The sequence below is a fragment of the Dyadobacter sp. CY327 genome (genome assembly GCF_021390415.1).
GTDB classification, from domain to species: domain Bacteria; phylum Bacteroidota; class Bacteroidia; order Cytophagales; family Spirosomataceae; genus Dyadobacter; species Dyadobacter chenhuakuii.
Map to the genome: position 1 here is coordinate 1,391,644 of NZ_JAJUXJ010000001.1, position 25,192 is coordinate 1,416,835.

22 protein-coding genes are annotated in these 25,192 nt (G+C 45.4%); 13 read left to right on the top strand and 9 right to left on the bottom strand.

Features of this window, described 5'->3' with window-relative positions; genetic code table 11:
• Nucleotide 1 precedes the first annotated feature (1 nt).
• Nucleotides 2-1,555: a VCBS repeat-containing protein gene (locus LZG74_RS05875; RefSeq protein ID WP_233795654.1), complete on the bottom strand. Its 1,554-nt coding sequence runs from the start codon at nucleotides 1,553-1,555 to the stop codon at nucleotides 2-4.
• Between the two features lie 233 nt (nucleotides 1,556-1,788).
• Here LZG74_RS05875 and LZG74_RS05880 point away from each other — a divergent pair, with 233 nt between their 5' ends.
• The 3 genes from LZG74_RS05880 to LZG74_RS05890 all read left to right on the top strand — a co-directional run bounded on the left by LZG74_RS05880 (nucleotide 1,789) and on the right by LZG74_RS05890 (nucleotide 10,508).
• Complete coding sequence (locus tag LZG74_RS05880; protein ID WP_409014436.1) at nucleotides 1,789-5,034, top strand: SusC/RagA family TonB-linked outer membrane protein; 3,246 nt, start codon at nucleotides 1,789-1,791, stop codon at nucleotides 5,032-5,034.
• A 66-nt stretch (nucleotides 5,035-5,100) separates the two neighbouring features.
• Nucleotides 5,101-6,846, top strand: coding sequence for a RagB/SusD family nutrient uptake outer membrane protein (locus LZG74_RS05885; RefSeq protein WP_233795655.1), 1,746 nt, complete (start codon nucleotides 5,101-5,103; stop codon nucleotides 6,844-6,846).
• A gap of 92 nt (nucleotides 6,847-6,938) precedes the next feature.
• Nucleotides 6,939-10,508, top strand: coding sequence for an FG-GAP-like repeat-containing protein (locus tag LZG74_RS05890; protein ID WP_233795656.1), 3,570 nt, complete (start codon nucleotides 6,939-6,941; stop codon nucleotides 10,506-10,508).
• Between the two features lie 53 nt (nucleotides 10,509-10,561).
• Here the strand turns inward: LZG74_RS05890 and LZG74_RS05895 are convergent, their stop codons facing one another.
• The 5 genes from LZG74_RS05895 to LZG74_RS05915 form a co-directional block, all read right to left on the bottom strand.
• Nucleotides 10,562-10,966, bottom strand: a complete 405-nt coding sequence (locus LZG74_RS05895; protein ID WP_233795657.1) for an Hsp20/alpha crystallin family protein — start codon at nucleotides 10,964-10,966, stop codon at nucleotides 10,562-10,564.
• 101 nt (nucleotides 10,967-11,067) lie between these two features.
• Nucleotides 11,068-11,301, bottom strand: coding sequence for a hypothetical protein (locus LZG74_RS05900; protein ID WP_233795658.1), 234 nt, complete (start codon nucleotides 11,299-11,301; stop codon nucleotides 11,068-11,070).
• 2 nt (nucleotides 11,302-11,303) lie between these two features.
• Entirely contained in the window at nucleotides 11,304-11,564 is a 261-nt protein-coding gene (locus tag LZG74_RS05905; protein WP_233795659.1) for a hypothetical protein, read from the bottom strand.
• A 128-nt stretch (nucleotides 11,565-11,692) separates the two neighbouring features.
• The gene (locus tag LZG74_RS05910) at nucleotides 11,693-12,061 is read right to left on the bottom strand and encodes a poly-gamma-glutamate biosynthesis protein PgsC/CapC (RefSeq protein WP_233795660.1); all 369 of its coding nucleotides are present in this window, start codon (nucleotides 12,059-12,061) and stop codon (nucleotides 11,693-11,695) included.
• A gap of 11 nt (nucleotides 12,062-12,072) precedes the next feature.
• Nucleotides 12,073-12,621 carry an RNA polymerase sigma factor gene (locus tag LZG74_RS05915; protein ID WP_233795661.1) on the bottom strand — a complete coding sequence of 183 codons (549 nt, stop codon included), beginning with the start codon at nucleotides 12,619-12,621 and terminating at the stop codon, nucleotides 12,073-12,075.
• Nucleotides 12,622-13,037: 416 nt separating this feature from the next.
• Between LZG74_RS05915 and LZG74_RS05920 the strand changes: the two genes are divergently transcribed.
• Entirely contained in the window at nucleotides 13,038-13,403 is a 366-nt protein-coding gene (locus LZG74_RS05920) for a hypothetical protein (RefSeq protein WP_233795662.1), read from the top strand.
• Between the two features lie 76 nt (nucleotides 13,404-13,479).
• On the opposite strand, the gene LZG74_RS05925 is transcribed toward LZG74_RS05920, so the two are convergent.
• Nucleotides 13,480-14,517 (bottom strand): Gfo/Idh/MocA family oxidoreductase, encoded by a 1,038-nt coding sequence (locus LZG74_RS05925; RefSeq protein WP_233795663.1) that lies wholly within the window; start codon nucleotides 14,515-14,517, stop codon nucleotides 13,480-13,482.
• 139 nt (nucleotides 14,518-14,656) lie between these two features.
• Between LZG74_RS05925 and LZG74_RS05930 the strand changes: the two genes are divergently transcribed.
• Complete coding sequence (locus LZG74_RS05930; protein ID WP_233795664.1) at nucleotides 14,657-14,857, top strand: hypothetical protein; 201 nt, start codon at nucleotides 14,657-14,659, stop codon at nucleotides 14,855-14,857.
• 2 nt (nucleotides 14,858-14,859) lie between these two features.
• Entirely contained in the window at nucleotides 14,860-15,252 is a 393-nt protein-coding gene (locus LZG74_RS05935) for a type II toxin-antitoxin system VapC family toxin (RefSeq protein WP_233795665.1), read from the top strand.
• A gap of 5 nt (nucleotides 15,253-15,257) precedes the next feature.
• Here the strand turns inward: LZG74_RS05935 and LZG74_RS05940 are convergent, their stop codons facing one another.
• Together LZG74_RS05940 and LZG74_RS05945 are read right to left on the bottom strand one after the other, a co-directional pair.
• Nucleotides 15,258-17,351 carry a pyrroloquinoline quinone-dependent dehydrogenase gene (locus LZG74_RS05940; RefSeq protein ID WP_233795666.1) on the bottom strand — a complete coding sequence of 698 codons (2,094 nt, stop codon included), beginning with the start codon at nucleotides 17,349-17,351 and terminating at the stop codon, nucleotides 15,258-15,260.
• Between the two features lie 13 nt (nucleotides 17,352-17,364).
• The gene (locus LZG74_RS05945; RefSeq protein ID WP_233795667.1) at nucleotides 17,365-18,318 is read right to left on the bottom strand and encodes a sugar phosphate isomerase/epimerase; all 954 of its coding nucleotides are present in this window, start codon (nucleotides 18,316-18,318) and stop codon (nucleotides 17,365-17,367) included.
• A 352-nt stretch (nucleotides 18,319-18,670) separates the two neighbouring features.
• Here LZG74_RS05945 and LZG74_RS05950 point away from each other — a divergent pair, with 352 nt between their 5' ends.
• The 7 genes from LZG74_RS05950 (at nucleotide 18,671) to LZG74_RS05980 (ending at nucleotide 25,167) form a co-directional block, all read left to right on the top strand.
• Nucleotides 18,671-19,957, top strand: a complete 1,287-nt coding sequence (locus tag LZG74_RS05950) for a Gfo/Idh/MocA family protein (protein WP_233795668.1) — start codon at nucleotides 18,671-18,673, stop codon at nucleotides 19,955-19,957.
• A 77-nt stretch (nucleotides 19,958-20,034) separates the two neighbouring features.
• Complete coding sequence (tsaE, locus tag LZG74_RS05955) at nucleotides 20,035-20,445, top strand: tRNA (adenosine(37)-N6)-threonylcarbamoyltransferase complex ATPase subunit type 1 TsaE (RefSeq protein ID WP_233795669.1); 411 nt, start codon at nucleotides 20,035-20,037, stop codon at nucleotides 20,443-20,445.
• A 37-nt stretch (nucleotides 20,446-20,482) separates the two neighbouring features.
• The gene (locus LZG74_RS05960) at nucleotides 20,483-21,709 is read left to right on the top strand and encodes an alanine dehydrogenase (protein ID WP_233795670.1); all 1,227 of its coding nucleotides are present in this window, start codon (nucleotides 20,483-20,485) and stop codon (nucleotides 21,707-21,709) included.
• A 32-nt stretch (nucleotides 21,710-21,741) separates the two neighbouring features.
• Complete coding sequence (locus tag LZG74_RS05965) at nucleotides 21,742-22,146, top strand: hypothetical protein (RefSeq protein ID WP_233795671.1); 405 nt, start codon at nucleotides 21,742-21,744, stop codon at nucleotides 22,144-22,146.
• 131 nt (nucleotides 22,147-22,277) lie between these two features.
• Nucleotides 22,278-22,712 carry a hypothetical protein gene (locus LZG74_RS05970; protein ID WP_233795672.1) on the top strand — a complete coding sequence of 145 codons (435 nt, stop codon included), beginning with the start codon at nucleotides 22,278-22,280 and terminating at the stop codon, nucleotides 22,710-22,712.
• 178 nt (nucleotides 22,713-22,890) lie between these two features.
• Nucleotides 22,891-23,805 carry an ABC transporter ATP-binding protein gene (locus LZG74_RS05975; protein ID WP_233795673.1) on the top strand — a complete coding sequence of 305 codons (915 nt, stop codon included), beginning with the start codon at nucleotides 22,891-22,893 and terminating at the stop codon, nucleotides 23,803-23,805.
• Between the two features lie 33 nt (nucleotides 23,806-23,838).
• Complete coding sequence (locus LZG74_RS05980; RefSeq protein WP_233795674.1) at nucleotides 23,839-25,167, top strand: ABC transporter permease; 1,329 nt, start codon at nucleotides 23,839-23,841, stop codon at nucleotides 25,165-25,167.
• Nucleotides 25,168-25,192: the final 25 nt, after the last annotated feature.

Below are 25,192 nucleotides of genomic sequence, written 5' to 3' on the forward strand. Positions count from 1 at the left end.
CCTATTGCAATTTTGAAGACAATGTTTTGTTTTCAAGCAGCACATAAGGGATATGCACATTCCAGGTTGGCTTCAAGCTTTCCTGATTTAAAAAACCTTTTGAAAAATTACCCAAAACAATGTCGTCGTCTCCATCGCCGTCATAATCTTCAACATCCATACAGATCCAGCGGCCATGCGTATGCACGGGCACGGCGTGCGGTTTGAAATTCGGTTGCTGCTTTGGCGTTGTATCGGTTTGTTCAAAATACAAAAAGCCTTCCTGCGGCTTCTTATGAAAATCCGCGAAAAAGGCAATGGTCGCAATGTCCATGTCGCCGTCCTGATCAAAATCTGACGCCACGGCTTTTGTGCAGCCATTAATAGGATAAAAATAGCTTTGCCGGAATATCAGGTTTCCTGTATTTTCAAAAATATAAAGGCCATGATAAGGTTTCAAAATCCTCGAAAAGTCGCTGTTATCACCAGCGGTGTAAACAATGTCCGGCTTGCCGTCTTGCGTGACATCAACGAGCTGAAAGCTGCTTGAACCATATACAGAAGGAAACCGAAGCACATTCTTTTCAATAAATCCTCCTTTCTGGTCATTCATAAAAACCCAGATCCCTTCATCTGCATGGGCAAAAAGCGTCATGATATCAGGCCAGCCATCACTATTCAGGTCACGTATATAGCTTTGCGTTGCCCCCGGCATTTCCCTTACCACCACTTTCTCGAACCTACTGCCGGAAGTTTGCTTGTCCGCAAGCTGTTTCAGAATGTATAGGCCGCCTCTGTTATGCCCGAATGCGCAGACCAGGTAGTCTTGTAATCCGTCTTTGTTGTAATCTATGGGTTGGCTCTGGATCGGCCGGATGAGGTCCTGCGATATCATTTCGGGTTCGGTGCCGCGTTTTTTATCCAAAGTGAATATTTGGCCCTTAGTAATGTCCAGGGCACGCATGCCGCCCATGCATGTGATCGCCATTTCTGGGTTTTTTAGCGTTGGAAAGCAAATGTCGATGGCGGAGGAGGGAAGCGTGGTGAGCAGCTTGCGTTGTTCCAGGCGGTCGGAAGTGTACAGGCCCGGATTTTCCAGGTCGCTGGTGTAGAGGCGTTGCCTGGACGAATCGATTGCAACTAATAATGTGCTGCTTACGGCAGATAATTCAATTTTTGGCTGCTTCAATGTAAATACGGCCCAGTCCTGCGTGTGCTTGTAACCGTTAGGAACTTGCAATGTGTCCGGAGCGAGGGTTTGATAATAATGTACAAGTTTCGTCCAGTCCGCGGAGGAGAGCGCAGATTGCTGGCTATGCAGGTAAATGTTTCCTTCCAGAACCTCAATACCAAGCTGCTCCGCCATAGCTGGCAACACACTATTTGTCCACGTTGATTTGTCCAGAAGAGCCGGATCGGGCACCTGGTGACAGTTTGAGCAATATTTTCCAGCCAGTGCTTTCCCGTCGGCAACCGACTCCCCGGAGCCTTCCGTTCCGCATGAAAGGTTACTAAGGCAGAGGTAAATAGAAATCTGGAAAAAGTAATATTTAAGCCATGAGATCTTCCTTAGCATTCTGGAATAGTAGGTTGTAGCGTGGAAATACTAAGATTGTACAATATGCGGCTTAACGATTTTGTATGCGTTTGCGTAAATAAACACTCAAAAGTCGGTTATCTATGACATTATTTTATCTCTTTATAATACTATTATTTCATTGCTAGAAAATATTAATCTAAAACGGCCAATTATTTGTGGAAATAATCATAGATTTGACTGCTTAATAATTATTAACCTAACCGAGTATTATGAAAAGAATCTACAAGATCTCCGGCAGGGGCATCTTCTTCTCCTTCATGCTAAGTTTTGCAGCAATTGTTGCATTCGCACAAGAACGTAAGGTAACAGGAAAGATCACCGACCTCGCCGGAACAGGCATCCCAGGGGCCACGGTTGTCGTGAAAGGAACCCAGACGGGAACAAACACTAACACGGATGGTGATTTCTCTATCAATGTTGGTAACAACACCACATTAGTCATCAGCTTTGTGGGTTACAAGACAAAAGAGGTAAGTGTGGGAAATCAAAGTGTCATCAACATTCAGATGGATGACGACGTTTCGGCGCTAGAGGAGGTTATCGTAACGGGTTACACCATCGATAGCAGAAGAGAAACAACCGGTGCGGTTTCAACAGTTAAGTCAAAAGATTTAACAGCAACCCCATCTGGTAACGTTGAACAGCAATTACAAGGCCGCGTTGCGGGTGTGACTGTCATTACAAACGGTCAGCCGGGAACAACCAGCCAGATCCGCGTAAGGGGTTTTGGTGCTTTCGGTGGTAACGAGCCATTGTACGTTGTGGACGGGGTGCCAACAGGATCAACCGATTTTCTTAACCCTGATGACATTGAAACAACGACTGTACTGAAAGATGCAGCGGCTGCTTCTATTTATGGAGCACGTGCAGCGAACGGTGTAATCGTTTACACAACCAAAAAAGGAACAAAGAAAGCTAAGAAACTGAGCATTACATATGATGGACTTTTCGGGGTAACTACTCCTGGAAAAGGACAGACTATGCTTACGCCACAGGAGCAGGCAGACTGGACATGGCAGGCGATCAGAAATGACGCATTCCAGGGTGACTCACTTCCTAAATTTACAAACGTTGCCAGCGGACAATATGGCTCAGGCGACAAGCCGGTTTTGCCAGACTACATTAACGTAGGCGGAAAAACAGGTGTAATTGGAGAAGTGGATCTTGCAGCTGAAAAGTTGAAATACAATGTAGATCCAAACCGCGGTTCTATCTATCAGGTGGTTAAAGCTAACAAGCAAGGAACAGACTGGTATGATGCGATCACAAGAAACGCACCTTTGCAGAGACATTCACTTGGATTTTCAGGTGGTGGCGACAACAACCGTTTCTATGCTGGTTTCAGCGTTCAGGATCAGAAAGGGATCATGATTAACAATGGTTTCAAGCGTTATGCTTTCCGTGTTAATACTGAATTTGATGTGCTTAAGAACCTGAGAATCGGTCAGAATGCACAGTTTACTTACCTGCAAGTATTAGGTCAGGATGGTGGATCGGGCGGACAAGGTGTTGCAGCGAATGAAAATGACATTCTTTTTGCATTCCGTATGCCTTCGATCATTCCGGTTTACGATGAGTTTGGCGGATATGCAGGAACATCTTCAAAAGGTTTCAATAACCCGCAAAACCCGGTTGCACGCAGGGATGGTCTTAAAAACAATGCAGGTTTCGCCGGTAACGGTTTTGGTAACTTCTACATTGAACTGGATGTAGTTCCTGGTTTGACATTGCGTTCAAGCGTTGGGGCTCAATATTCCAATTATGCCAACAGAGGTTTCAGCAGATTACAATATGAAAACTCTGAAAACAACTCTGCATTCGGTTACAATGAAGGTTCGGGACACCGTTTCAGCTGGACATTGACAAACACGGCCAACTTCAAGAAAACTTTCGGATTGCATAATCTGGACGTGATCATTGGTCAGGAAGCATTGAACACAGGCGTGGGGAAAAATCAGAATTCATCTGGTTTGAATCCATTCTCGACGGATATCAACTACATTAACATGAATAACGTTGGTTCCAAGCAGGTGTTCAGTGATTACTATAAAGGAGTTAACTTCTACTCACTGTTTGCCCGTGCCAACTACACATTCAATGACCGGTATATCCTGACAGGGGTTGTTCGCCGCGATGGTTCTTCCCGTTTCGGAGAAAACAACCGTTATGGTGTGTTCCCTGCGTTCTCGGCAGCATGGAGAATTTCTTCGGAAAACTTCATGAAAAGCGTTCCTTTTGTTACAGAGCTTAAACTTAGAGGTGGTTACGGTTTGATGGGTAACTCTAACAACGTGGATCCAAACAACCAGTACAGCTTATTCGGTGCAAGTCTTGGCCAGTCATCTTATGACTTGAACGGAACCAATTCAAGCGCATTAGAAGGATATTACAGAACGCGGATTGGTAACAAAAGCGCGAAATGGGAAACCAGTATCACTAAAAACATTGGTATCGACGGAACATTCCTGAAAGGCAAACTGGACGTTATCATCGACTTGTGGCAGAAAGACACCAAGGACCTTTTGTTCCAGGTTCCGATCACTGCAACAGCTGGTTACGATGCTGCTGCACCTTCTGTTAACGTTGGTAAAATGTCAAACAAAGGAATTGACTTGCAGATCATCAACCGTGGCCGTATCACTAACGACCTTGGTTATGAAGTGAATTTCACTGCCGGTATTCTTAAAAATAAGATTGAGTCGCTTGCGCCGGGTATCAATTACCTGACAGTTAACCCTGATTTCCGTGGTATCAAGCCAATCAGAAACCAGATCGGTTATGCAATCTCTTCTTTCTACGGATACAAAGTGATGGGTCTTTTCAAAGACAAAGCAGAAGTTGACGGCGCGCCAGCTCAGGATGGTAAAGGCCCTGGCCGTTTCCGTTATGAGGATATCAACAATGACGGTGTGATCAATGCGGATGACAGAACTTACCTGGGAAGCCCGGTTCCTAAGTTCACAGGCGGTATCAACCTGAAATTGACTTACAAAGGATTTGACGTTGAAACTTACATGTACACTTCTGTTGGTAACAAAATCTTCAACCTTTCTAAATGGTTTACAGATTTCTACCCATCATTTACAGGAGCGGCAGTTAGTGACCGTGTAAAAGGTTCATGGTTGCCAAATGCTACGAACACTGATACGCCGATCTTTGAAAGTACTTCCAATTTCAGTACGAACACGCAGTCAAACTCATTCTATGTTGAGGACGGAACATTCTTCCGTATGCAGAATATCACACTTGGCTACACATTGCCAGGCAACATATTGAGCAAACTTCGCATGTCTAAATTGCGCGTATTCGCTTCAACGAACAACTTGTTCACGCTGACGAAATACAAAGGACTTGATCCGGGTGTTGGTGGAAATGCTGATACAAACTTCGGTATCGACGTAGGTAACTATCCGATCACAAGAAGCTACACATTGGGTATCAATTTAGGTTTCTAAAATCGAAGAAACAAAAGCCTTATTTCAAAACATCGGTTTAGACAGATCTTGATAAAAATGAATAAAATGAAAAACAATATTTCAAAAAAAGGTGGACTGGCACTTTTATTAGTGATCATGCTGGTCGGATACTCCTGTAAAGAAAGTTTCCTGACAATTCCGGCAACAGGACAGCTGGATGAAGGGCAGCTTTCAACCAAAAAGGGGATTGAGGGTGTGCTTGTATCGGTGTATGGACAGCTTAACGGACGTGCAAACCGTATGGCCAGCGCCAGTAACTGGGTGTGGGGCAGTATTCGCGGAGGTGATGCCAACAAAGGAACCGACCCTGGGGATTTCAGTGATATCAACCCAATCCAACGCTTTGAGTATCAGACTACACAAGGTGTAATTTTGGATAAATGGAAAGGAAACTACGAAGGTGTAGCCCGTGCAAACTTGGTTATCAAGCTGCTGGGTGTTGCACAGGAGGATGTTACAGAAGCCGACAAGAAAAGAATCGGTGGTGAAGCACGCTTCCTGAGAAGCCACTACTATTTCGAGCTGAAAAGAGGATTCAACAATGTTCCTTTTGTAGATGAAACAAAGGACTACGGAACAGGCATTGAATCAGTTCCTAACACAGTAGAGATCTGGCCATTGATCGAAGCAGATATGAAATTTGCTTATGAAAACCTGCCGGAAACACAAGGTGCAGCTGGTCGCGCTAACAAATGGGCGGCTGCGGCTTATCTTGCGAAAATCTACATGTATCAGAAGAAGTTTACCGAAGCAAAAGGGCTTTATGACCTGATCATTGCCAACGGTAAAACAACCAATGGTAAAAAATACGCTTTGGTACCAAAATTCCAGGACGCATTCAAAGCGGCTAATGACAACAATTCTGAGTCGGTTTTCGCGATCCAGGCTGCAGCCAACACAGGAAGTGTAAACAATGCAAACCCGGAATTTGACCTTAACTGGCCTTATAACACAGGTCCTAACGGTCCGGGTAACTGCTGTTCTTTCTTCCAGCCAAGCTTTGAGCTGGGTAACTCTTTCCGTACTGATGCAAGCGGACTTCCTTATCTGGACGGTTCTTACAACACGGCAGGCAAAGAGCTGAAAACAGATATGGGTTTGAAATCGTCTGACGCTTTCACGCCGGATGCAGGTCCTGTTGACCCACGTCTGGACCACTCTATCGGCCGTCGCGGTCTTCCTTTCCTTGACTGGATCGATCACCCGGGTAATGACTGGATCCGTAACCAGCCAAATGCAGGTCCTTATACGCCTAAAAAATATGCGTATTACAAGTCCGACATTGGTTCGTTGCAGGATAACAGCTCATGGACACCAGGTTACACAGCGATCAACGTCAACATTATCCGTTATGCCGACGTCCTTTTGATGGCAGCAGAAGCTGAGATTGAAGTGGGATCATTGGAAAAAGCGAGAGAATATGTGAACCTTGTCCGTACACGTGCTGCTAACCCAGAAAGTTTTGTAAAACGTGCCAATGGCGCAGTTGCTGCTAACTACGTGATCAATACTTACAAAGCGCCTTTCGCAAGCAAAGATGCAGCCCGCACAGCAGTTCGTTTCGAAAGAAAACTTGAACTTTCCGGCGAAGGCCACCGCTTCTTCGACCTTGTACGTTGGGAAATCGCTGATTCAGCAATCAATGCTTACCTTACTTACGAAGGCAAAAAGTTGAGCGGCGCACTGGGCGGAACGAAATTTACATCGAAGAAAAATGAATTCCTGCCAGTTCCTCAGGAGCAGATTGACTTGCTTGGTAAAGACGTTCTGGTGCAGAATCCAGGTTATTAATATTTTAAGAATTGCTTAATAAAAGGAGGTGGTATTTGTTTACCATCTCCTTTTATTAATTTCGAGATGTTCCCCACTTTTGTTTTTTTCAAATGAAGTCCATTTTACCCCCAAAACATTTCTTAATTCTACTTGTAGTTGCTGCACTGCTTTCGTCATGCAATAAGAAGTTGAAAACATTTACCCTGCTTGACAGCGATGAAACGGGCATTCAGTTTTCGAATCGGATTGCGGAAAACGATACGATGAACATTCTTTCGTTCGAATATGTGTACAATGGCGGGGGCGTAGCTTTGGGCGACTTCAACAATGACAGCCTCCCGGACGTATATTTTACCGGAAACTCGGTTGAAAACAAATTGTATCTCAACAAAGGTGATTTCAAGTTTGAGGACGTCACCCGGAAGGCGGGAGTGGAAGCTAAGAACAAATGGTCCACAGGCGTGGCATTGATCGATATCAATGCAGACAACCTGCTGGATATTTATGTTTGTGCGTCAGTAAGGAAGGTCGCAAAGGAGCGCGAAAATTTGCTTTATGTAAACCAGGGGCTGGATAAGGATGGCACTCCGGTTTTCAAAGAAATGGGCAAAGAATATGGAGTTGCCGACACTACACACACCACCAACGCCGCTTTTCTGGACTACGACAATGATGGCGATCTGGATCTCTTTTTGCTCGTTAACGAGATGGACGACAACACTTTTCCCAACAAATATCACAAAAAGATCGTCGACGGATCATCAAAAAGAACTGACCGGTTATATCGCAATGATTGGGACGAAAAATTAAATCATCCCGTATTTACCAATGTGTCAAAAGAGGCGGGGATCCTTATAGAAGGTTATGGTTTGGGTGTGAATGTGACGGATATCAATCAGGATGGTTACAAGGACATCTATGTTACGAACGACTATCTGACCAATGACCTGCTTTACATTAATAATGGTAACGGTACATTCACAGACAAAGCAGCATCCTCATTCAAGCACACTTCCCATTCAGCGATGGGCAATGATGTGGCCGACATTAACAACGACGGGTTGGTAGATCTGGTCGCCGTGGACATGATGCCCGCCACCAACCGCAGGAAGAAAATGATGACGCCCGCGAACAGCTATGTCACTTACCAGAACAATGAGCTTTTTGGTTACCAATATCAGGTGGCAAGAAACACATTGCAGCTTAATTTGGGATCGGTGGATGGCAAGAGCAAAAGTCCTGTTTTCAGCGAAATAGGTTTGCTGAGCGGCGTGGCTGAAACGGATTGGAGCTGGACGCCCATGGTTACGGATTTCGATAACGACGGCATGAGGGACATGATCATTACCAATGGTTTTCCCAAAGACATTACCGACCTCGACTTCATCGCTTACCGGAACGAAGTATCGAGCGTGATGGAGCCTATGATGATGCTGGATTACATTCCGACTATTAAGATTAACAATTTTGCATTTAAAAATAAGGGAGACCTAGGTTTCCAGGATGTCTCAGAGCAATGGGGCCTCGAAACAGAAAGCTTCTCCAATGGTGCCGCATATGCCGATCTTGATAATGACGGTGACCTAGATTTCGTGGTAAACAACATCAATGATTCCGCATTTGTTTACCGGAACAACAGCATTCAGACTAAGCCCGAAGAGAGCAATTACTTACGAATTGCATTCAAAGGAGCGCGTTATAACAAAGCAGGAATCGGCGCGATTGCAGAGATTATGTATGCAGATACGGTGCGCCAGATTTCCGAGAATTCACCTTACCGCGGTTACTTGTCAACAATTGAGCCATATGTACATTTCGGCCTTGGTACAACCAGAAAAGTAGACCACGTAAAAGTGACCTGGCCAGGTGGTAAGTCACAGATCATGAAGGATGTAAAAACGAATCAAGTGCTTACATTCAACGAAGCAGATGCGAAGAATATCATCGAATCTCATCAGAATGAAAACTCTGAAACGCCGCTTTTTACAGACATTACATCCAAGATAAACCTTCCATACAGGCACCAGGAAACCGATGTTATTGATTTTAATATACAAAAACTGCTTCCGCACAAAATGTCACAATTCGGCCCGGCTTTGGCTGCTGGTGATGTGAATGGGGATGGTTTGGACGATATCTTTATTGGCGGTCCAATGAACTTCAAAGGCCGCTTCCTGTTGCAGCAAACAAATGGGAAATTCCAGGTTACGGATTTACTTCCCGGCTTGGAAGGTGTAACGAAAGACACAGAAGACATGGGCGTCCTGCTTTTTGACGCGGATAATGATAAAGATCTCGACCTGTGCGTGGTTAGCGGAAGCTATGAAATACGGGCAGGCACGCCGGGCCTTAAAACGCTGCTTTATACCAATGATGGCAAAGGCAAATTCAGCCTTGATACAGCCGCTCTGCCACAGTTCCTCGTGAATGGTTCTTGCATAAAGGCAGTCGATTATGACAAAGATGGCGACCTGGACCTTTTTATTGGCGGTAGGGTGGAGTCTGGGGCATATCCAAAGCCCGTTTCAAGTCACATTCTGCGCAATGATTCACAAAGCAGCACAGTGAAATTTTCGGATGCAACCAAGGCTGTCATTCCGGATCTTGTCAACATTGGTTTGGTATGCGACGCATTATGGACTGATTATGACAATGATGGCTGGGTGGACCTGGTCGTTGCGGGAGAATGGATGCCGGTAACTTTCTTCAAAAATAACAAAGGCAAATTTGCAAAAGCGACATCCGGACTGGAAGACAAGAAAGGCTGGTGGGGAAGCCTTACGGCAGGAGATTTTGATAACGACGGGGATATGGATTACATCGCCGGGAATTTGGGGATCAATTCACTGGCGCGTGCTTCCGAGAAACAACCGGTGAGCATGTATGCCAAAGATTTCAACAATGACGGCTATTTTGATGCCATACCAACCGTTTACTATCGCGCAGACGACAAGACTTACAAAGAGTTTCCTTACAATACGAGGGATGATATGGGCAAGCAGATCATTCAGGTGCGGCAGCGCTTTCAGGAATACAACAAGTTTGCCCAGGTAAGCCTGCCCGAAATCTTAAAACCCGAAGAGCTTAAAGACGCCCTGCATGTGAGCGCCACCTGGATGAAAAGTAGTTATATAGAAAATCTTGGAAATGGTAAATTCGCAGTCCGCGAGCTCCCAGTCCAGGCACAGGTCGCACCGATTTTCGGCATGATCGCCGATGATTTTGATCAGGACGGAAACCTGGATGTGCTGCTTACCGGCAATGATTACGGGTCGGAAGTTTCGGTAGGGCGGTACGACGCGTTTTACGGGTTGGTACTGAAAGGGGATGGGAAGGGCAATTTCAAGCCATTGAACCTGGCGCAAGGCGGTTATGCTGCCATGGGCAATGCAAAAGGGTTAGTGAAATTAGCATCTTCCGGCAATAACTGGATCGCAGCCACCTCACAAAACAGGGATTCGTTGTGTTTCCACCAGCTACGCAAAGAGACTAAAAAGCACACGCTTATGCCGAATGAAACGACGGTGCTATTGAAACTAAAAGGCGGAAAAACCAGGAGAGAGGAGCTGGGATACGGTTCATCATTCCTGTCGCAATCCTCGCATACTTTATTCTTGCCCGCCTACGCCGAGCAAGCAACCGCCATCGACTCCAAAGGAAATAAGCGGACATTGAAATAACCAAAAAAGGCCTCTGCATTTCGGCAGAGGCCTTTTTTGTCAACACCTATTAATTAGCTGATGCTAATTTCCTGTGCCGGTTTTTCCGATCCGGGAATGATCGGGAGGTTCAAATGGAGAATTCCATTGTTGTACTCAGCCACAATGTTGTCTGAATCTACTGTTTCATCAATCACAAACGACCGCTCGAAAGAAGTTTTGCTGAATTCATGGCGGATCCAGTTCCGGTTGTCCTCTCTTTCGTGGTTTGATGTATAGGCAATGGTTAACTCGTGCCCTTTGATGCTGATCTTAAAATCCTCCTTCGCCCTGTCAGGTGCAAACACCATCAGTTCATAGTTCGTATCGTTTTTTACGATGTTAACCGGCACGCGATAGTTATGGCTGCCGCCAAATTGTTTTCCTGAATATTCATGGCGCATTCCCTGACCACGGTGTCCAAATCTGTTATTGCACATTTTGTGTTGAATTTAATGTTGAAAATTGCTTACGCATGCTGGGCCCCTAAATCCCCTAAAGGGGACTTTCAAGAGTGATGTAAAAGTCCCCTTCAGGGGATTTAGGGGCTAACTGCACGGGACGGCTCCCGCGATGAATTTTCTTTCATCCGATCATCACCCCGATAAGAATGACTATCGCCGCAGTCCCTGTGTCCGTAATGTGGTCCTCCTTCACGGCTCCATCCGGAGCCCCATTGGCGGTGATGGAAGCGGTTTCCTATTGTAAAATTTAAACTCGCTGCTGTGATAAGCGCTATGCTTATCCCCAGCAGCATTCTTGTACTTTTTTTCATGGCTAAATATTTTTTGGATGCTGATAAAATGGATCTCTTAACCCTTCTTTTCCTTCATAAAAACGGTGACTATCCTGGCCGCCGAAATACGGATCATAATGTCTCCATCTGTGGTATCCGCGGCGCCTGCCTGCAAACAGCCGGAAAATGAGGCCGATGAAAAGGAAAAAGAAAAGTGCTTTGAAAAGCAGGAACGGGATCAGGAAAAGGATAATCCCTCCCAGGATGCCGCCGGCAACGGTTTTAAGAATTTGATTAAACATGGCTTTTTAGATTTAAAATGAATAGCATACAAATGGTGTACATCATCGCAGACGGCTGATTAGAAAAATTACTTTAATGATTTTTGAAAAAATAAAAAACCCAGCTTTATGGGCTGGGTTTGTAGTATCTATTCATTTTCGGGCGGCTTGCCGCAGCGCCTTCGCATCTCTTGTTTAAATTTTTTCCTGTCTTCATCCGTCATATCCATCCACTTATTTCGCCACGACCTGAATCCCGGTCCTCCTTCATTTTGGAAGTTTCCACCGAAACCAGGCTTACGCCACCTGCCCGGTCCGCCGCCAAAATTGCCGAACAAAATCCTGCACAATACGATCAACCCAACGGCCTGCCAGTAGGAGATCGGATTGGTATTCAAAACCTCGGGCAAAATGGCATTCCATAACCAACGCACAATCGCGCCCAGCAGGAGCGCAGCAGCAAACCCGAAAACGGGAAACATCCAAAAGCGCTTCTTGTATGTATGTCGCTGATTCATGATAGACAAATTTAATAATTTACAAATTCCTGATATACGTTTTCCAGTCTTCGTCGCAAATGCTGGACAGCATAACGTTTCCTGGAAATTAATGTTTTGATATTCTCTCCCGTGCGGTCTGAAATTTCCTGAAAAGTCTGATCCTCCAGTTCATTCCAAACAAACACTTGCCGCTGGTTTTCGGGAAGCTCGGCCAGAGCGATGCCCAGTTGCTCCCAGAAAAGCTCTCGCATATAAACCGTTTCGGGTGTGCCGTCATCGGCTAGCAGGATGTCTTTGAAATAGAACTCACCTTCCTCGTCCTCGTAGCCGTAATCTTCCAGCGAATCCGGTTTTTGTTTCCGGTATTTATCAATGATACGGTTGCGCGCCACGCGATACAACCAGCTGCCGATCTGCTCAATGGCTTCAATCTCAGGGACACTGCTTAGCTGAAACCAAACATCCTGCAAAATATCCTCAGCATCCTCATCGGTATTCACCCGTTGCCGGATAAACCCCATGAGCTGCTTACTATAAGACGCAACGGTTTGAATGATATTTGGCCTTTTCTCCGACAAAGTGAAGATTGAAAATTGGTATTAACAGTGCAGACGGATAGCAAACGAAAATACTTTAAATCCGGCGGTATATTATGTGTTTGTTAACCGCAATTCTTTATGAATGGTTATTATTAAAAAAGTGCAAAAATGGTTTTGCTTAGCGTCATCTGGGCGTCCATCAAATTTTAAACTACTTGTTGCACTTTTGCCATAAATATAGGATTATTCTAATAAGATTAGATAACAACGAAAAGAACTTTAACCAACTGAATATTTGCCTGTTGCATTCTATTCATAATGTTATCTACATTTACATCATCAAACAGCACAGCATATCGGTGCAACGGAAGTTTGAGATTGAATTAGAATATAGAGTTGGTTTAATATCTGAAAAGTACAAAAGTAAACTCAATCAAAACATTAACATTAGAAACATGAAAAAGACAATTTTGACGATCGCAGTTCTGTTGGGAGTATCAGCTGCTAATCTTACCATCGCCGCAGACAAAAACAAAGAAAATAACGCTTCTATTGAACTGGTTTCAAACAGCGAATTGAAATTCAAACTTACGCTTGACAGCGTGAAAGAAAGATCTTCATTGGTTATCAAAGATTTCAACGGAGACATCGTTTACAGCACAGTTCTTCCAAAATCTGAGAACTACTCAAAAATCTTCGATCTATCGAACCTTACTGACGGAAATTACAGCTTCATCGTGAACAACGGTGGCGAAACTTCTGCAAAACCATTCGTGATCGCAACGGAAACAAAACGTCTGGTAACAGCAGTTGTTAAGTAACTCAACGGACCTTCCTGCAAAAAAGGCTGCCACAGAAATGTGACAGCCTTTCGTTTTTTTTAATCCAAATCAAACATTAATAAGTCATCACCTGCTTCTCGCGGCTGCTTTGGAAAGCCAAATCGATCACGCGCGTTGTGCGTAGGATTTCTTCTGGTTTTACAGCCAGCTCCGCGCCGTTTACGATCGCGTCATACACATTCTGATAAAACGGCGCATAATCACCCGCTTCACTTTCGATGATGCCTGTAAACGCTTCGCTGGATAATTTTCCCCAGCGATTTTCCGGCTCAACGCCCAACGGTTTTTCGGTAGGTAAAATATTTTTCCTTAATGTCTCTTCCTGCGGGTCCAGGCCGCCTTTGATAAATGATCCTTTCGTCCCGTGCAGGTTATAGCGCAGGAAATTTTCATAAACCATCAGGCTCGATTTTACGATCACCAGCTTATCCGCATAGCCCAGCCGCACGTCAAAGTAATCATCAATCTCGCTGTTAGGCCTTACCGAACGGATTTCGGCAGTTACTGTCAGCGGCTCACCGAACAGCACCAAAGCCTGATCAATCAAATGCGGTCCCAGGTTATAAAGGTTGCCACCCACCGGAACGCTTTTCTCTTTCCAGGATTCAGTCGGAACAACCGGGCGGAAACGGTCGTAGCGACATTCATACTCAACAATGTCGCCTAATTTATCTTCTGCAATCAGTTTTTTAATGGTTAAGAAATCCGAATCCCAGCGGCGGTTTTGGTAAGCCGTCAGGATCAATCCTTTCTCTTTGGCCACCGCAACGAGCTGGCGTGCTTCTTCCTCCGTTGCCGCAAATGGCTTTTCGATCACCACATGTTTGCCATTTTCCAAAGCGTCCATTGCGTAAGGGAAATGCGTATCATTAGGCGTGCATATGAAGACAAGATCAATGGATTCGTCGCTCAAAAGCTCCTCAACAGACCGCGCATTGCCAATGTTCGGATCGAATTCCTGCGCCTCGTTCTTACTTCTTTCGACAACGGTCTTGATCTTGAAATTCGGATTGGTGCTAAGAAAAGGGGAATGAAAGTAACGCCCGGACAACCCAAAGCCAATCAACCCAACATTAAGAATTCGTGAAGCCATAATTTTATTTTTAGACAATAATAACAAAGGTAACTTTTGAAGGGAAATGGGCAACTGCTGGCCATCCCGAACACTCCCGTGAATATTTGAGTTTTGGAATTAATGACATTATATTTGACTACGACAAAATGAAGCTGCCATGACAACTGAAGAAAAGAAAATTGATATTATCGGAAAAATCATCAGCACGGAGGATGATAAGTTGATCGATATGGTTAATAATCTTCTTGACACCAGCAATCCGGATTCCGGTTTCAGGAAACCAGGTTGGGGTAAAGGCATGGTCGGTCGCATTTCGGACGATTTTGACGACTTTATTCCACCCGGATTCTCACACTAACTATGCACTATTTAATAGACACACACATTTTACTTTGGCATTCAGATAACAATCAAAAACTTTCCAGTCAGGTCATTTCCGAGTTGAATTCTTCTTCTGCGAGCCTTTATGTCAGTCACGCAACTTACTGGGAAATGACGATCAAGAAAGGTTTGGGAAAACTGGATCTGAATGTTCCCATCTCGGAATTCCAAAAAATCGCGATGCGGAATTCCTTTCATTCCCTCTCATTTTACAACGAACATTACGACGTGCTGGAACAGCTGCCTTTGCTCCACGCAGATCCGTTCGACCGGATGATCATTGCGCAGGCCATTGCAGAAAAGCTTACTATCATTACGCAGGACAAGAAGTTTGCCTTATATCAAAAGTTGGTCCCCATTCTTTGGAACTAACATTTCTAAGGCAGCGCGAACGCCACGTATTTATCTCCCGACTTCGTATTCAACTTACCGCCTCCGCAGGCTATGACGAGGAATTGTTTGCCTTTCACTGAATAGGTGCTGGCTGAGGCGTAGCCGGCGGCGGGTAATGTGGCGGTCCAGAGGATTTTTCCGGTTGCTTTGTCGAATGCTCTGATCTTTTCGTCGCGGCTGGCGGCGATGAAGATCAGGCCGCTCGATGTGACGAGCGGACCGCCGTAATTATCTGTTCCGGTTGGTGGAATTCCTTTGTCTGTCAATGCTTTGTATTCTCCTAGCGGCACCTGCCAGCGGCGTTGGCCTGTGTTGAGATCCACGGCGGTAAGCGTTCCCCAAGGCGGCTGACTTACGGGATAGCCATTCTTGTCATACCAGCGATTATAACCCGTGTTATGGTAAGGAACCTGCCCGGTGTTGGTGCTGATGATCTTTTGTTCCGTGTTTTTATTTTGTAAAAAATCAGTGATCAGATTTTTTTCTGCATCCGAAATGTGCGAAAACGAAGGCATCATTCCTTTTCCCTTTTGTAAAATGGCTGTGATCTGTTCTCGGGATAACCGCTTTTCAACATTCACGAGTGAAGGATAAGAACCGTCGTGGTTTCCGGTTTTATCAGCTCCGTGACAGGCGGCGCAATTCAATTGATAAAGTTTGCTGCCGTTAACGGCCTTTTCACTCAGCACTTCCTTTTTCTTTAATGTCGTGTAAACCGGAATTTCCTTTGCCGGAATATACATGATCCCATCCTGATCAGTCGCCGCGCCGCCCCACTGCGCGCCGCCATCTGTTCCTGGATAAAAAATAGTCATATCGCCGGTGATCGGAATGTAAGCCGTTCCGAAGCGTGCTTTTTTCAGTAACCCTTCCAACGAATCGCGGTCTGCGACAAATGAATTAAAGTCTTTTGCACTGAATGTCTGCCTTGTGAACGGCAGCGGTAATGTAGGAATGGGCTGTGTTTTGCTGGGTTTTTCGCCTTCCATAGCATCCGTTGGAAAGGCCGTTTCTTTGATAGGAAACAATGGTTTGCCCGTTACGCGGTCGAAAACAAAGATGTAACCCTGCTTAGTGATCTGCACAACGGCGTCGACTTGTTTTCCGTTAATGTTCAGCGTTACCAGATTAGGCGGACAAGGCGGATCGCGGTCCCAAATGTCATGGTGGACGAGCTGGTAATGCCAGAGTCGTCTGCCTGTTGCGGCATCGAGCGCTATGAGGCAATTGGCGAACAAATTATCACCGGGCCTGTTGCCGCCCCAAAAATCAAAAGCCGCCGAGCCGGTTGGAATGTAAACAATGCCGCGTTTCCGGTCAATGGCCATTCCTGCCCAGGCATTGGCGCCACCGAATTTCTGTCTTGCCGGCTGCGCCAACCACGTGTTGTGGCCAAATTCACCTTTGTCCGGAATGGTATGGAACGTCCAGATGAGCTTACCCGTGACCGTGTTATAAGCACGCACATCGCCCAAAAGCGCCGTTTCATTCTCGGCAACCCTGCCGCCGACAATGATCAGATTTTTATAAATGGTGTTAGGTGTGTTGGATGATATAAAATCGTCAGAGCCAGGGCGTTCAATGCCTGTTTTGAGGTTGATTTTGCCGTGATCACCGAACGAATCAATGAGCCTTCCGGTGTTTGCATCAAGTGCGCAGAGCCAGTTTGCAGCGCCAAAAAAGATGCGTTTACTTTGATTATCAGACCAGTAAGTTACACCACGGCTCAACGTTCCCGCAACATCCGGCAAATCGCTTTTCCAAATTTCTTTGCCCGTCGCCGCGTCAACCGCAAAAGCCTGGATAGATGCAGAAACGCCATAAAGAATGCCGTTAATAATGATGGGATTGCATTGCATCTGACTGCGGTTTCGCGCCGTATCCGCTCCGCCGGAGGCATATGTCCACACGACTTTCAGCTCAGAGACATTATTCTTTGTAATTTGATTAAGCGCAGAATAATGACTTCGTTCACCATTTCCGTTGTATTCCGGCCAGTCCGTATCATTTAAATAGGGAGCAATCGCGAAGCCGGTAACAGCCACGAAAATCAGCGAAAACAAGATCAGGCGCTTCATAATGACGGGCTGTTCATGCTTCCTGCCAAAGTTCTTTTGCTCTTTTCAAATCCCGTCGCATGGCATCGAAAACGATCTTTTTATCCACCGTAATTTTATCCGCGCCCTGATCTGCACCGCCCAGCGGATATTCCAGGTGCAGGCAGATCGGAACGTCTACTTTATTGTCTTTCAGTAGTTTGAAATAGGTTTTGAAATCCACCATGCCTTCTCCGAGCGGGACGCTTTTGGGTCCCCATTTGCCATTGGTTTTTTCCCACATAAAATCTTTTAAAACAATGGTCTTAATGCTCGGCCTGATGAGATTGAAGCCCGTTTGCCATGAAAGACCACCTTCCAATGTGGCGTGGCGGATGTCATATTGTGCACCCATGCTTTTAGGATCGGCTTTTTGCAGAATTTCCCAGATTTCAAACATGCTCGCGCCTACCAGTCTGCCCGCGTGGTTTTGATAGCAGCCAACAAGCCCGAGCTGGTTATTTAACTGGCTTAACCCAGCCATTTTATCCTTATACTGATCCAGAAGTTGCGGAATGGTTTGCTGTTCGTTGTATTTATACCAATTCATGCGGTAATATTTGAAACCCAGCTTGGAAGCCGTTTCCAGCAATTTTTTGTCAACCGGATTGGTTGCATCTTCCACGGCGGTGCAGAACATTAAGGGCGTAAAACCAGCCTTTTTCATCGCTTCCGCAGCTTTTGGTAAGTCATTTTCCACATTCTCCGGCAAAACATGTCCTTTCGGGCGCACCGTGAGGTCAATGCCATCGAAGCCGAGTTCCTTGGCGGCATCCGCCATATCGCTATAATTCAGGAAGTGCAGGTGTTTGGAAAAAATGTTGATTTTAGGGACTTCTGCTGCTGAATCAGCCCTTGCCGCAAAAGCATTGTCCGCAATGACAGGAGCAATTGCACCAGCTAAAGCGCTATTGATGAGAAAATCGCGACGGGAAATGTGTTGGGACATGAGTTTGAATTTAATTTTCAAATGAAAACTTAATGATCATAAGTTTTGGAAAGTTGTTTTTTACTAGATGATAATCAATTTTCTGTGTCGAGTATTTTCCGTCGATTAAAATCGACGGGAATGATTGAAAAATTCGCCGTTGATTTCAATCAACGGATTTAAAAGGAAGTGGTTTAAAAATCAAAGGCGATAGAATATTGAAAAATCTCGCCGTTGATTTCAATCAACGGATTTAAAAAAGCGATTGGAATTTTTGATAAATTGAATTTGCTATTGATTTCAATCAATAAAATTCGTTAGTAGAAATATCTTCTTTTTTCTTTGAAATATCAGAACTCAACTTCTAACTGATATGGAAATCAACACTTTGAATCGCAGGGACTTTCTAAAAGCAGGGGCGGTGCTATCCTCATTCATGATCGTTCCAAGGCATGTTTTGGGGAAAGGATATCTGGCGCCGAGCGATAAAATTGCATTAGGATTTATCGGCTGCGGTCGGCAGAGCGGCGGTTTAAGGAATCGTTTTCTGGACACGATGGAAACGCAGATTGTTGCTGCTTCGGATGTGTATGCGGTTAAGCGTGAAGCATTTGTGACCAATGTAAATAAATGGTATGCTGAGAAAGCGGCTCAAAGCAATTATAAGTCAGCCATCGGAATTGAAGATTTTCGCGAGTTGCTTGCCCGTAAAGACATTGATGCTGTGGTAATTGCAGCGCCGGATCACTGGCATGCGTCTATGGCGGTGCGGGCTGCCGAGGCAGGGAAAGATATTTATTGCGAAAAACCGTTAGCGCTCACTGTCAGAGAAGGACGTGCTATGGTGGATGCAACCCGCAAGCATAATCGCGTTTTCCAGACAGGAAGCATGCAGCGATCGGCCAAGGAATTTACGCAGGCTGTGCAATTGGTGCAAAGTGGCGCCATTGGCAAAGTGAAGCAGGTTTTCGTCAATGTAGGCGGACCGCCGAAAGCATGGGATTTAAAAGAAGAAACAAAACCCGATGGCCTGAACTGGGATCTCTGGATGGGCCCCAATGCCATGAACCGGCCTTATAACAATGAACTGGCACCCGCCATGACAGCCACATTCTGGCCCAAATGGCGTGATTACATTGAATTTGGCGGCGGCGGCATGACCGACTGGGGCGCACATATGTTTGACATCGCGCAATGGGGATTGGGCATGGACAACAGCGGGCCGGTGGAGCTCGTTTATTCAGAGCCTACAAAAGGATTGATTTACAAATATGCCAACGGCGCCGAAGTGATCCACCGGCCGATGGAAGGCAAGCAACATTGTCATTTCGTAGGAACAGACGGCGAGGTTTTTGTAGCAAGAGGAGAGCTGCGCACCACGCACGAAACATTAAAAGAGAAGACCTTTACCAGTGAAAATTCAAAAGTCTACGTCAGTGACAATCATTATAAAGATTTCCTGAATGCGATCCGGACGCGGAAGCCGCCGATCTGTGATGTGGAAGTGGGGCATAGGACCGCTTCTGTCTGCAATATTGGGAACATCGCGTATCGCCTGCAACGTTCATTAACCTGGAATCCCAAAAAGGAAGAATTTAAAAAAGACAAGGAGGCAAACCAACTTCTGGGCCGCGACATGAAGGCCGAGTGGAAGGTTTAACACAACACTCCATGATTTAATGTCACGAGTTTTTCCAAAATGTGTATTTTTGTAGCATGTTTGGAGAGTCTGCCGTTATGCAATTTAGTGAGTTGGAAGAACTGGAAACGGTCTCTGCTGATCTGCTGCATCTTGGCAAAGACATTCCCGTATGGCTTTTCGAGGGCCATATGGCCGCCGGCAAGACAACCCTCATCAAAGCGCTCTGCAAAAAGCTGGGCGTTCGCTCACACGTTCAAAGCCCTACATTTTCACTGGTCAACGAATATGACGCCGGTGATAAATTGGTGTATCATTTTGATTTTTACAGGATTAAGGATGAAGTCGAAGCGCTCGATATGGGCGTGGAGGAATATTTCGATTCCGGGCATTTCTGCTTTGTCGAATGGCCAGGGAAAATTGAATCCTTATGGCCATTGCATTATCTGCTTATCCAAATGGAAGCGGATGAAAATGGCGTGAGAATGTTAAAGGCAACCCAGGTATAGAGGTCATAATCAATTCGTTTTACATTTACTTTTTTCAATGGCACAACCTCAGATTACCGGTTTCGAAGAGCTTGCCAAGCAGTCGGCGTTGTATCCGCAGGAATCCCTGGTGGCGGTGCGCAAGGATCAGAATTCGCTGCACATTGGCTTGCCGCGTGAAGTTTCTTTGCAGGAAAACCGGATTGCATTGACTCCCGACGCTGTAAAAATCCTCGTTCGAAACGGACATGAAGTGTGGGTTGAAAAAGATGCAGGAAAAGGCGGAAACCTCTCCGACCACGAGTACAGCGAAGCCGGGGCGGTGATCGTGCAAAGTGCCAAGGAAGTGTATCAGGCCAATGTGATCCTGAAAGTGGAGCCGCTGGTGGAAGAAGAATTCCGTTATATCAAAGCAGGGACAACATTAATTTCGGCGATGAACCTGCCAACGCTGGAAAAGAAATATTTTGAGAAACTGAATGAGCTGAAAATAACAGGGATCGGTTACGAGCTCATTGAAGATAAAGTAGGAGGGAAGCCCATCATCAGGGCGATGGGCGAGATCGCGGGAAGCACCGTTTTGCTGATCGCTGCTGAATATTTATCTACACCTAATGGTGGAAGAGGCATCATTCTGGGTGGTATTACAGGCGTTCCGCCCACTAAAATCGTGATCCTGGGAGCCGGAACAGTTGCGGAATATGCCACGCGCGCCGCCATCAGCGTGGGCGCGGATATCAAGGTTTTTGACAAACATATATATAGGTTACAAAGGTTAAAATACGCGATAGGCCAAAACCTTTATACATCCATCATTGACTCGGATACATTAGCGGAGGCCATCGCCCGCGCTGATGTTGTCATAGGCACGATGCGCGCTGAGAACGGCATCAGCCCATTGGTCGTTACCAAAGAAATGGTTTCCCAGATGAAGCCCGGCTCCGTAATCATTGACGTCAGCATTGACCAGGGCGGGTCTTTCGAAACTTCCCGCATGACCACACACAAGCACCCGACATTCAAATATAATGATGTGATTCATTACTGCGTGCCCAACATTCCTTCACGCGTGGCGCATACGGCCAGCACGGCGCTTAGCAATGTATTTTTGCCGTTTTTATTGCAAACAGGCACAATTGGCGGCATCGAGGAAATGATTTATGCCAATCGTTGGTTTATGAAAGGAGTGTATTGTCACAAAGGAACATTGACAAATTCGCATATCGCAAGGAGTTTTAACATGCGCTATAAAGATTTAACATTGCTGCTGGCAGCCAGAATGTAAGGCGTCAGCCGATTTTTTAATTTAAAATTATCATGATTAATAATAGTAATGAAAATGCCCTGATGGACGACGCCAACTCACCTGAGTTGAACCAGAAACTGATGGGTTATATATCGCAGGATTTTATCAAAGTGGCGGATCAGCTCAAAGAAGCGTCTTACCAGATCCGCAAACGCGGCTTTTCTGACTATCCGATTTTTATCGTAAGCAATAGTGAGGTGGAATTAGGCGCACTGCTGATCGATAGGACCGAACTGACAAATAACTACGCCTATCGCGCTAGTTTCATGCAGGAATTCGTGGACAGGAAGCTGATTGGCGAAGAATCGGTTTTAATGTTCACCGAGAATTACAAAAATGCCGACGAGTTCTGCTGCCTTTTTGCATTGATCGGCGATTTTTCCGGCTTTGTTTTTGTGCCTTATCCGGAAGACTAATGTGCCTTTGATATGCCAAAAGCCGATTAATAAACACCGGCAACGGTTGCTAATTGGGTTAGAAGGGTTACAAAGTTTTCTTTCTAGTTTTAGTGATTAATTTATTGATATTCAGCTAAACGTACCTCTTTATGCAATCAAACTTACCTTTGGAAAAAGAATTAGAGCCCATCTTTTTACAAAAATTCCCTCCGTTTTCAGAGTCTGTCAAAGAATTTTTGGTGCATTACGGGCCCTATTTCATACTCGTTTTATCCATCCTTGGGATTTTAGGCTTGCTTACGGCATTCGGCATTGGTGGCGCAGCACTTGGGCTGGGCGCCGTTTCGGTCGGCATTGGTTTTAACTTTTATGTGAGCATTGCCCTTGGCGTTATCACGCTCATCATGTACGTGCTGGCATTTTCGCCATTGCGTGCCCGCAAGCGCGAGGGTTGGAACCTGCTTTATTACGCATTGCTTGTGGGTTTGGTGAGTAATTTGATCCAGCTTAGCATTCTGGTCGCGCTTATCAGCGGCGTCATCGGGTTTTGGGTTTTATTTCAAATCAGAGAAAAATATATCTGAGCACATTTCCTGAATATTTGAAAATCGAAAGCGAGCGGTGATCCGCCCGCTTTTTTTTATTTTACCACTGATCACTCGATTTTAGACGCTCATAATGTAACTTTAATCTGGCCGCTGATTACTTTGCATTTTACACCGCACAAGTTCGCAGCTCATTTTACAGCCGATTATATAGATTATGAATATCATAGAAGTCCGGAATGTTACCAAGGAGTATTCCAATCATGTTGCATTGGATGATGTTAGTATCAACATCCCAAAAGGATGCATTTTTGGCTTGCTAGGGCCGAATGGCGCCGGAAAAACCTCGCTGATCCGGATCATTAACCAGATTACCGGGCCAGATAAAGGTGAAATTTTGTTTGACGGAAAGCATTTAAATCAAAGTCACATTTCGCGGATCGGTTATTTGCCCGAAGAACGCGGACTTTATAAGAAAATGAAAGTAGGGGAGCAGCTGCTCTATCTGGCGCAGCTCAAAGGCTTGTCGCAGAAACAGGCAATGGACAAGCTGAAAACCTGGTTTATCAAATTCGACATTAAAACCTGGTGGGATAAAAGCGTTTCGGACCTGTCGAAAGGAATGCAGCAAAAGGTGCAATTTGTTTCCACCGTGCTCCACGAACCCGATCTGATCATTCTCGACGAGCCCTTTTCAGGTTTTGACCCCATCAATGCAAACCTTATCCGGGACGAAATTCTGGAATTAAAACAAAAAGGAAGCACGATCATTTTTTCAACGCACAGAATGGAAACCGTGGAGGAGCTTTGCGACAACATTGCGTTGATCCACAAAGCCAAAAAAGTGCTCGACGGACCCAAAAAGCTGATTAAGGAACAATTTAAAACCCACACTTATTTTGTTGAATATAAAGGAGATCTGAGTGGTCTGGAAGAATTTTACACGCTTACTCCTGAAAAAGAACTTGAAAACGGTTACAGGCGTACGAACATTCACCTGGGCGAAGTTGCGAGTCCAAATGATCTGCTCAGGGATTTGCTGCCGAGAGCTGAAATACGGTCTTTTGGAGAAAACATTCCAAGTATGAGCGACATTTTCATGCGCTCCGTCAATGAAGTCCCGGAAGCATAGTTTCAAGCCGTCCTACATTTAAAACTTTCCACAATGCGCAATATATTTTTGGTAATCAGAAGGGAATATCTCGTAAGGGTCAAAAAGAAGTCATTTCTGATCATGACGCTGCTTGGGCCGTTGCTATTCGTCGCTTTTTACGGTGTAGTGATTTGGGTTGCCGTTGGTTCTGTTGACACAAAAACGGTCCAGGTGCTGGATGAGAGCGGTTTGTTCCGGAATGAATTCAAGGATAGCGAAACATTGAAATTTGCTTATCTGGATACGTCCATAGATTCTGCCAAAGTCAAATTCAAAAATAGCGACGCGAATGCATTGGTGTACATTCCTGAAAATGTCATTAAGGAACCGAAAAGCGTCCGTATTTATGCTGCAAAAAATGTGAGCATGGACCTGAAATCGGAAATTGAAAAGGTGATAGAGAAAGAAATCGAAAACATTAAGCTTGAAGAAGCGGGTATCACGCACAAAATCCTGGAAGATTCGCGTGTGAATGTGAGCTCGGAAACCATCAGTCTGAGCGAGGAAGGCGAGAAAACGAGCAGTTCAGGAGCCGCAACGGTGATTGGCGGCATTTGTGCATTCCTTATATATATGTCCGTTTTTATTTACGGCACGCAGGTGATGCGCGGGATAACAGAGGAAAAAACAAGCCGGATCGTCGAAGTAATCATTTCTTCGGTTAAGCCATTTCAGTTAATGTTGGGTAAAATCATTGGGGTAGCACTGGTTGGACTCACGCAATTCGTGCTTTGGATTTTGCTTACGACCGCATTAACGAGCGCTACTTCGGCTGTTTTGAGCAACCAAATGTCCAAAGAATCGCCTGAAATGGCACAGGAAATGGAAAAGGTCCAAAAGGGCATGCCCGGGCCATCGGGTATGCCGGGCGGTAATGTTGAAAATCCGGTTGCAGAAGTTTTGGGGGCCATCAACAGCTTGAATATTCCCTTGATCCTGGGTTGCTTTCTATTCTATTATTTAGGAGGTTACCTGCTTTACAGCGCGCTTTTCGGAGCTGTAGGTGCTGCGGTGGACAATGATGCAGACACCCAGCAATTCATGCTCCCGATCACATTACCAATCATTTTCTCTTTTGTTTTCGCCCAATTCGTCCTGCGCGACCCCGACGGGACACTGGCATTCTGGACTTCCATTATTCCCTTCACATCGCCGATCATTATGATGGTGCGGATCCCGTTTGGCGTTCCGGCCTGGGAAATTGCGCTGTCTATGGTGCTGCTCGTGCTGGGTTTTATGGGCACAACGTGGCTGGCAGCCCGGATTTACCGCGTTGGTATCCTGATGTATGGAAAAAAAGTAAGTTACAAAGAGCTGGCCAAATGGATCTTTTACAAGTGAAAGGGTTTTAAGTTCTTTAACACTT

What these genes read in the sequence shown, in the direction of transcription:
- LZG74_RS05960 (WP_233795670.1), top strand. Translation starts at nt 20,483, where the DNA reads ATGGCACAACCTCAGATTACCGGTTTCGAAGAGCTTGCCAAGCAGTCG.
- LZG74_RS05925 (WP_233795663.1), bottom strand. Translation starts at nt 14,517, where the DNA reads ATGGCTTCACGAATTCTTAATGTTGGGTTGATTGGCTTTGGGTTGTCC.
- LZG74_RS05970 (WP_233795672.1), top strand. Translation starts at nt 22,278, where the DNA reads ATGCAATCAAACTTACCTTTGGAAAAAGAATTAGAGCCCATCTTTTTA.
- LZG74_RS05900 (WP_233795658.1), bottom strand. Translation starts at nt 11,301, where the DNA reads ATGAAAAAAAGTACAAGAATGCTGCTGGGGATAAGCATAGCGCTTATC.
- LZG74_RS05910 (WP_233795660.1), bottom strand. Translation starts at nt 12,061, where the DNA reads ATGAATCAGCGACATACATACAAGAAGCGCTTTTGGATGTTTCCCGTT.
- LZG74_RS05885 (WP_233795655.1), top strand. Translation starts at nt 5,101, where the DNA reads ATGAAAAACAATATTTCAAAAAAAGGTGGACTGGCACTTTTATTAGTG.
- LZG74_RS05940 (WP_233795666.1), bottom strand. Translation starts at nt 17,351, where the DNA reads ATGAAGCGCCTGATCTTGTTTTCGCTGATTTTCGTGGCTGTTACCGGC.
- LZG74_RS05935 (WP_233795665.1), top strand. Translation starts at nt 14,860, where the DNA reads ATGCACTATTTAATAGACACACACATTTTACTTTGGCATTCAGATAAC.
- LZG74_RS05945 (WP_233795667.1), bottom strand. Translation starts at nt 18,318, where the DNA reads ATGTCCCAACACATTTCCCGTCGCGATTTTCTCATCAATAGCGCTTTA.
- LZG74_RS05980 (WP_233795674.1), top strand. Translation starts at nt 23,839, where the DNA reads ATGCGCAATATATTTTTGGTAATCAGAAGGGAATATCTCGTAAGGGTC.
- tsaE (WP_233795669.1), top strand. Translation starts at nt 20,035, where the DNA reads ATGCAATTTAGTGAGTTGGAAGAACTGGAAACGGTCTCTGCTGATCTG.
- LZG74_RS05930 (WP_233795664.1), top strand. Translation starts at nt 14,657, where the DNA reads ATGACAACTGAAGAAAAGAAAATTGATATTATCGGAAAAATCATCAGC.
- LZG74_RS05950 (WP_233795668.1), top strand. Translation starts at nt 18,671, where the DNA reads ATGGAAATCAACACTTTGAATCGCAGGGACTTTCTAAAAGCAGGGGCG.
- LZG74_RS05895 (WP_233795657.1), bottom strand. Translation starts at nt 10,966, where the DNA reads ATGTGCAATAACAGATTTGGACACCGTGGTCAGGGAATGCGCCATGAA.
- LZG74_RS05965 (WP_233795671.1), top strand. Translation starts at nt 21,742, where the DNA reads ATGATTAATAATAGTAATGAAAATGCCCTGATGGACGACGCCAACTCA.
- LZG74_RS05920 (WP_233795662.1), top strand. Translation starts at nt 13,038, where the DNA reads ATGAAAAAGACAATTTTGACGATCGCAGTTCTGTTGGGAGTATCAGCT.
- LZG74_RS05975 (WP_233795673.1), top strand. Translation starts at nt 22,891, where the DNA reads ATGAATATCATAGAAGTCCGGAATGTTACCAAGGAGTATTCCAATCAT.
- LZG74_RS05875 (WP_233795654.1), bottom strand. Translation starts at nt 1,555, where the DNA reads ATGCTAAGGAAGATCTCATGGCTTAAATATTACTTTTTCCAGATTTCT.
- LZG74_RS05890 (WP_233795656.1), top strand. Translation starts at nt 6,939, where the DNA reads ATGAAGTCCATTTTACCCCCAAAACATTTCTTAATTCTACTTGTAGTT.
- LZG74_RS05905 (WP_233795659.1), bottom strand. Translation starts at nt 11,564, where the DNA reads ATGTTTAATCAAATTCTTAAAACCGTTGCCGGCGGCATCCTGGGAGGG.
- LZG74_RS05880 (WP_409014436.1), top strand. Translation starts at nt 1,789, where the DNA reads ATGAAAAGAATCTACAAGATCTCCGGCAGGGGCATCTTCTTCTCCTTC.